This is a genomic window from Massiliimicrobium timonense (genome assembly GCF_002160865.1).
Lineage (GTDB): Bacteria > Bacillota_I > Bacilli_A > Erysipelotrichales > Coprobacillaceae > Allocoprobacillus.
The window spans coordinates 1-6,270 of sequence record NZ_NFLJ01000068.1; the positions used below are offsets into that span (position 1 = coordinate 1).

General features: G+C 27.4%; 6 protein-coding genes and 1 pseudogene. 2 read left to right on the top strand and 5 right to left on the bottom strand.

What is annotated here, in order from left to right:
* The 5 genes and pseudogenes from B5E75_RS13835 to B5E75_RS14475 form a co-directional block, all read right to left on the bottom strand.
* Positions 1 to 215, bottom strand: a pseudogene (locus B5E75_RS13835) (hypothetical protein); the annotation flags it as partial.
* A gap of 193 nt (positions 216 to 408) precedes the next feature.
* A complete protein-coding gene (locus tag B5E75_RS13840) occupies positions 409 to 858 on the bottom strand; it encodes a hypothetical protein (RefSeq protein ID WP_087360459.1) in 450 nt (149 codons plus the stop codon).
* A gap of 49 nt (positions 859 to 907) precedes the next feature.
* Complete coding sequence (locus B5E75_RS13845) at positions 908 to 1,282, bottom strand: DUF6120 family protein (protein ID WP_087360462.1); 375 nt, start codon at positions 1,280 to 1,282, stop codon at positions 908 to 910.
* Positions 1,275 to 1,613, bottom strand: coding sequence for a PadR family transcriptional regulator (locus tag B5E75_RS13850; RefSeq protein ID WP_087360465.1), 339 nt, complete (start codon positions 1,611 to 1,613; stop codon positions 1,275 to 1,277). Before B5E75_RS13850 ends, B5E75_RS13845 begins: the two co-directional genes overlap by 8 nt.
* 229 nt (positions 1,614 to 1,842) lie before the next feature.
* Complete coding sequence (locus B5E75_RS14475) at positions 1,843 to 2,028, bottom strand: hypothetical protein (RefSeq protein ID WP_143746977.1); 186 nt, start codon at positions 2,026 to 2,028, stop codon at positions 1,843 to 1,845.
* Positions 2,029 to 2,219: 191 nt separating this feature from the next.
* Between B5E75_RS14475 and B5E75_RS13855 the strand changes: the two genes are divergently transcribed.
* Both B5E75_RS13855 and B5E75_RS13860 read left to right on the top strand, forming a co-directional pair.
* Complete coding sequence (locus B5E75_RS13855) at positions 2,220 to 4,346, top strand: ATP-binding cassette domain-containing protein (RefSeq protein ID WP_087360468.1); 2,127 nt, start codon at positions 2,220 to 2,222, stop codon at positions 4,344 to 4,346.
* Entirely contained in the window at positions 4,318 to 6,117 is a 1,800-nt protein-coding gene (locus tag B5E75_RS13860) for an ABC transporter ATP-binding protein/permease (protein ID WP_087360471.1), read from the top strand. Before B5E75_RS13855 ends, B5E75_RS13860 begins: the two co-directional genes overlap by 29 nt.
* Positions 6,118 to 6,270 lie beyond the last annotated feature (153 nt).

Here is a 6,270-nt window from a genome sequence, read left to right on the forward strand (position 1 = left end):
AAGATAGCTTGAAAATCCTTTCTTTCCCACATCATGATGACATCATGGGTGCGTTCCTTAGAAAGAAAGTCACCAATAAATATCTCTCTGGAATCAAGAGGGTGAAGGTCACAGGGATGAATAATAGCATGACCATCAAAGAAAAGAGCATTCATGAAGTCAGCAAAACGCATAGGATAAGAGAAGAAATCCTTTAACACATGATCTTTTTTCATCAACAAATCCCTCCTATAGAGGAGAGGCTAAACATATTATACACAAATCTTTGCTTATAGTAAACACTATATAATATTTCTAACCTCTCTATTATTTATATACGCAAAAATATTTCATTTTTCTTTTTTTATTTCAAACTTTTTTAATATAATTAAAAAAGTTTGCCTTTTAAGCAAACTTCTATAAATTTTATTAAGATAAAACTCCTGTATTGCTGCATGTTAAAGTTATTGATACATTTTTAGTTTGTATAGCCTGACCATCATAATACTGTTTCATGACAACCTTTCCAGCTGCAGTGTTTTTATTTTTAGATGATGATTTAGAAAACACTTTCCATGTTTTATGATATGAGGTAGCTTCAAGAGAAGATGAAATACATTTTGCTGTTGTTCCAGTATAACTAAAATTTCCAGTTAACTTCACTGAATACAATGTGTTACCCCTTGAATCTTTATAATTTTTTGTTTTAGTACCTGTTTTTGTTTTCGTAGAATACATTACAATATTTGATTCTTCAATAATTGTTTCCACAATCATTCCGTCTTCAAAATCAATATGCGTTTTCATATGACTATATGCAGCAACATTTTGTATTAAACAAATTAAAATACAAATTATAATAGCGATGACTTTTTTCATTAGTTTATTCCCCTTTATGTATTAAAGTATTCAATAAAATATAAATTATCTATTCCTCTTGTATAATTTCTTCAACTGTTATTGGTTGTGCATTTTTAACTTCTTCATATAAACTACTCAAGTAATAAATTCTAAATAAACCTAAAACGATTGTAGTAGCAATTATAACAATAGAAATATAATGTATATATTTTTGCAATCTTAACCTAAACATAAACTGTTTAATTCCAACTTCCTCATAATAAGCTTGAACAACCTCATAAGGTTCTCCTACTTCTTCTACAATCTCACTATAAGATGTTTGATTGTTAAATGTTTTTATAATATGCTTTTTCAATTGTTGATAATACTTCTTTTCTTCCTTTCCAAAAATAGGCAATAACAATTTTATATCCTTTAAATATCTTTTCATTTCCTTATTCATCAATATCCTCCTTCTTGCAATGAATAATCTTATCAATCTTTTCTTCCCATAATAAATATTCCCGTAATATCACTTTTAAATATTCTTTACCAGATTCCTCAAGATGATAATAGACTCTTACTTTTCTATTAACAAGTTGATCATAACTTGAAATATATCCTGTTTGTAACAATTTATATAAATTAGGGTATAGCACACCTTCTTTTATATCAATAACATCATCAGATAAACGTTTAATAATTTGAGTCAACTCATATCCATAACAATCTTTATATTGCAATATTGATAAAATCAGCATTTCAAATTTAAAATATATATTTCTTTTAGGCACCTTATATCACCGCTTCAATTATATCAGACATATTATTAAATATATATACCTTTAAAAATATGTATTATTTTATTGACAATAGATGACTACATGATAAAATAAAATTAGATAAACCTTTTCAAAAATGAATAAAATAAGTTTATGAAAAAAGATAATATTAAACTCGTTTCTGTTTTTTCCTGTCGTTTATGTTTAATGTTTAGTTTAGCCAATGTCCATGTAGCTACAGTTACCAAAACAAAAATGTCACAAAAACTAATGTAAGTGTCGTTAAAGTTAATGACACTGGAAAGAAAAACAATACAACTGGTTCGTGGTCATTTTCTGTTGGTTGCATTGGACTATCTGTACCATCTGGATTTAGTGCACATGCATATGCCTCTAAATTAGGAACAAATCCAGTTCTTACAAACAACGGAAATACTGCTAAACATTCAGTTGTCGTTAGCATTACTAGAGATAGTTCTGGTCAATCAGCTGGAGGTCAAATGACAACATTTACATTTACATATAATCCTAGTACAGGTAAAATCAGCTAGTAAGTTGAAAGTTTCACTTCCATAACGAAGTGAAACTTTTCCATACAGGGAGGGAATATTGTTCATTATGTTAAAAGTTAAAAATATATCTATTCAATATTATCAACCAGTTTTGAATATCGAAGAACTTCAATTTTCAATCGGGTTACACATTATAGAAGGTGAAAGTGGTAGTGGTAAAAGTTCTTTATTAAGATGTTTAGCTTTATGTGAAAAAACTTGTCAAGAGTATATCTGGAATCAAAAAACTGTTCAAAATATCCACAATTTCAAAAAAGAACATATAGGTTTTCTTAACCAACACCCTATCTTTATTGATGCTTTAACAATAAACGATCATATTCAATTAATGAATAAAGTCTATCGTTATCAAAATGTGGATAACTATGTCCAAAACTTAGAATTAACTGGTTTACTAAAGAAATATCCATCTCAACTAAGTGGTGGTGAAAAAACCAGATTAGGGTTATTACTCTTATTATTAAAACAACCTGAAATATTGATTTTAGATGAGCCAACATCATCATTAGACTTAAGTATGACAAAAAGAGTTATTCAAATATTAAAAGACTATTCTCGTCATCATATTGTGATTGTAGCTTCACACGATCAGGAATTAATAAACCACGGTGATAACATTTATACAATTGAAAATCAAACAATTCATTGTAAAAAACAACATTTCAATAAAGATATACCTATTCCAACTCATAAAGCACATTACCTATCTGCATTCTTTTTAAGTACTAGACTTTTAAAAAAACATGGCATTTATACATTTTTTACATATATTTTTATTAGTCTATCTTTATTTATAACATCTTCTGGGCTATCTCTACTTCTTTCATCTTCTGTTGCTAAGTCCTCTCCACTAACAAGTATTTATGAAAATGAAATTCTCATTTATAAACCTATAACACAATCTAAAAATCTTTCATATTCCTCAGAAGGTATTGAATATCCTCTTACAAATGATGAAGTATCAAGAATCCAAAATATCCCACATATTCAATCAATTTATCCCGACTATAGCCTTAATATGGGTGCTTTAGAAAAAATCAGTGATCCTATCCCATTAGATAATTCTTTCCAAGAAGCAAATACAATGACAGTTTCTCTTGACGCTAAAGAAAACACAACTCCTGTACATAGCTCGTTTTCTCAAGCATTACTTTGTTCATATAATGAAGCTATTGATTATAGTCAAGATATTGAAACACAGTTTTCATATGAGCCTAATGGTATCTATATTTCTCAAGCACTTGCTAATGAATTACAAATTATACCAGCCAACAATCAATATTATTTAACGTTTTATATAATGATCCCTACATATCAAGGATATGGCGATGCTTATATTCCTTTTCAAAATGAAGATGGTTCATATCAATCAGAAGGATATCCTGTTTTAAGACTATTTGGAAAATATCAAAAAGTAACATTACCCATCAATGGTATTTTGAAAAAAGTAAATATGGGAATAAGTCCTAACACTGAATTTAATTATAATAAAATTTTTATTCCCCAAACTTATATTCAACAGCTCATAAAAGAGAATGCAATTCATAAAGACATAACTTATTATTGGTCAGATCATTATAATCAATATATGACATTTTTAGAAAAGGAAGATTCATCTCAACAGATGATGATATGTAAGCCATATCAACCAACTATTTATAAAGCTCAAATTGACAGCATTGAAAATCTTCCCCATATTTTAGAAGATATTCACCAATTAGGACTTACAACTATTAATGCCAATATTAATCTCTCTCAAATACAACAATACTCTCAAAATACAAATGAAACTTTATTTATTCTATCTACACTTGTTTTTATTATCCTTATTATCATTTATAATATGACTCTCTATTTAAAAAAAGAAACAAACTTACAAATTTATTATTTTCTTCAATCTTATGGTTATTCATTTTTAGAAATCAGAACAACAATACGTAATTTATATTTTTATAATAGTCTTTTTTCATCATTTTTAGCATCGTTATTTACTCTTATTTATTTATACGTCATTGGTCCATTGTTTCAATATCCAATTCATCTTCATTCAATTATTTTCTTCATTATCCCTACCATAACCTTTTTCACTATCTTTATTATTCCATACTTTATTTTCTATTTCATAATAAGAAAAGAGGGAGCACATGATTCAATTAAATCACATTCATATTGAGTATGATAAAATTCTACTAAATAATGCATCTATGACTATCTATCCTTCACAAGTTACACTTATTCAAGGAAGAAGTGGCACTGGGAAAACATCTTTACTTTATCAAATTGGTTGTATTTCAAAGAAAATATCTTGTGAATATAATTATCAAAACCTACATTTACATCAATTAAATGAAGAACAACTTGCTTTGATTAGAAAAAATGATATTGGATATGTTCTTCAAGATTATCTCTTATTTGATCATTATGATGTACTTGGAAATTTAAAACATGCCTGTATGTTAAATGATATCTCTAAAACAGAAGAAGAATTACAAAAATTGCTTCAGACGGTCAAATTGCATATATCGCTTCATCAAAGAATAAGTGAATTATCAGGTGGTGAAAAACAACGTTTAGCTATTGCATGTGCACTTTTAAAAAATCCAACTATCCTCATTTTAGATGAACCAACAAGTGCATTAGACGTAAAAAATGAAAGACTTATTTTTCAAATTTTGCAAGATATTGCTCATCAACAGAATATTTATATTATTATTGCCAGTCATAGCTATATTGCAGCAGACTATGCAGATAGTATTTATCAAATCAAAGAACAAAAGCTAATTGCTAATAAACAAGAAAAAACAGAAAAACAAGCTTCCATAACGAGAAGAAAATCCATCTCTCAACATTTTTATCATAATTATATTAAACATTTTCAAAAAGCATATCGTTTTATGCATGTTCTTATTTTACTTGTTTTTATAATTGCTGTATCTTCTCTTTGCATAAGTTATCAAATCATTGAAAACAATATTCTTATGAACGCTCAGCTACTTGATCGTATGAGTTATAACCAACTATTTATAACTCAAAATCCTAATAACATCTATTTAGATAGTGATATAAAAGAAATAACATCAAAACCATCCTTGCAAAACATTCAATCCATATATCCTGTTTATCAATATAGAGCAACATTAAATCATATAGATCATTATTTATTACCCATCTATGAAGAAAACCAATTTGATAACGAGCTTTCTCAAATGAATCCATCACAAACACATTATAATGAGATCATAACTTCACCCTCAAATTATCAGAATCTCATACCTTTCTTCTATGATGATCAACAATTTCAATTATCGTTAGGTAATAACAGTGAAATTTTTCATCTATATGGACTTTTTAAAGAAAACTTTATTCCACCATTTTTATATAAGGATTCACATTATCTTTATATTTCTCATCATACTCTAGAAACTCTTGCGAAAGAGAAACAATTACCTGTTGTAGGTTATACAGTTTTTTGTAAAAATCTTACAACGCTTAATCAAGTTAAACAAACACTCATTAAACAAGGATATGGTATAAACAATCAATTTCAAAAGGGTGATGAATTGTATCAAATTCAAAAAGACCTTAACTTTTTAAGATTAACTATTGTTATTATCATTATGGTTCTTTCCGTATTTTCTCTCTGTATTTTATTTCATCATTATATTATGATCCGAAAAAAAGAATTTGCTTTATTAAAAATCAATGGATTGAGTCAAAAAAATATATATTATTTAATCCATTATGAGCTAAAATATTTTCTTTTTTATGGCTATTTCATTCCTAGTATAATGATTATTATATGTTTATACCTCTTTAAGCTATCAATATCTTTGTATATGCTTTTTACTATTTATGGAATTATGATCTTATTATGGATAATTTGTTATAGTATTCATCAATTTTATATAAGCCGTCTTACTCCAGAAGAAATTCTAAGACATTAATATTATTTTTTCATAAATATTCTCTACAATGAAATATAATAGAGTAGAGGGAAGAAATTAATCTTCGCCCCTCTCATTGCACCGTACGTACGGGTCTCGTATACGGCGCTACATTTATATGTTAATACAACCTATCTTAGATAGTATGCGAGG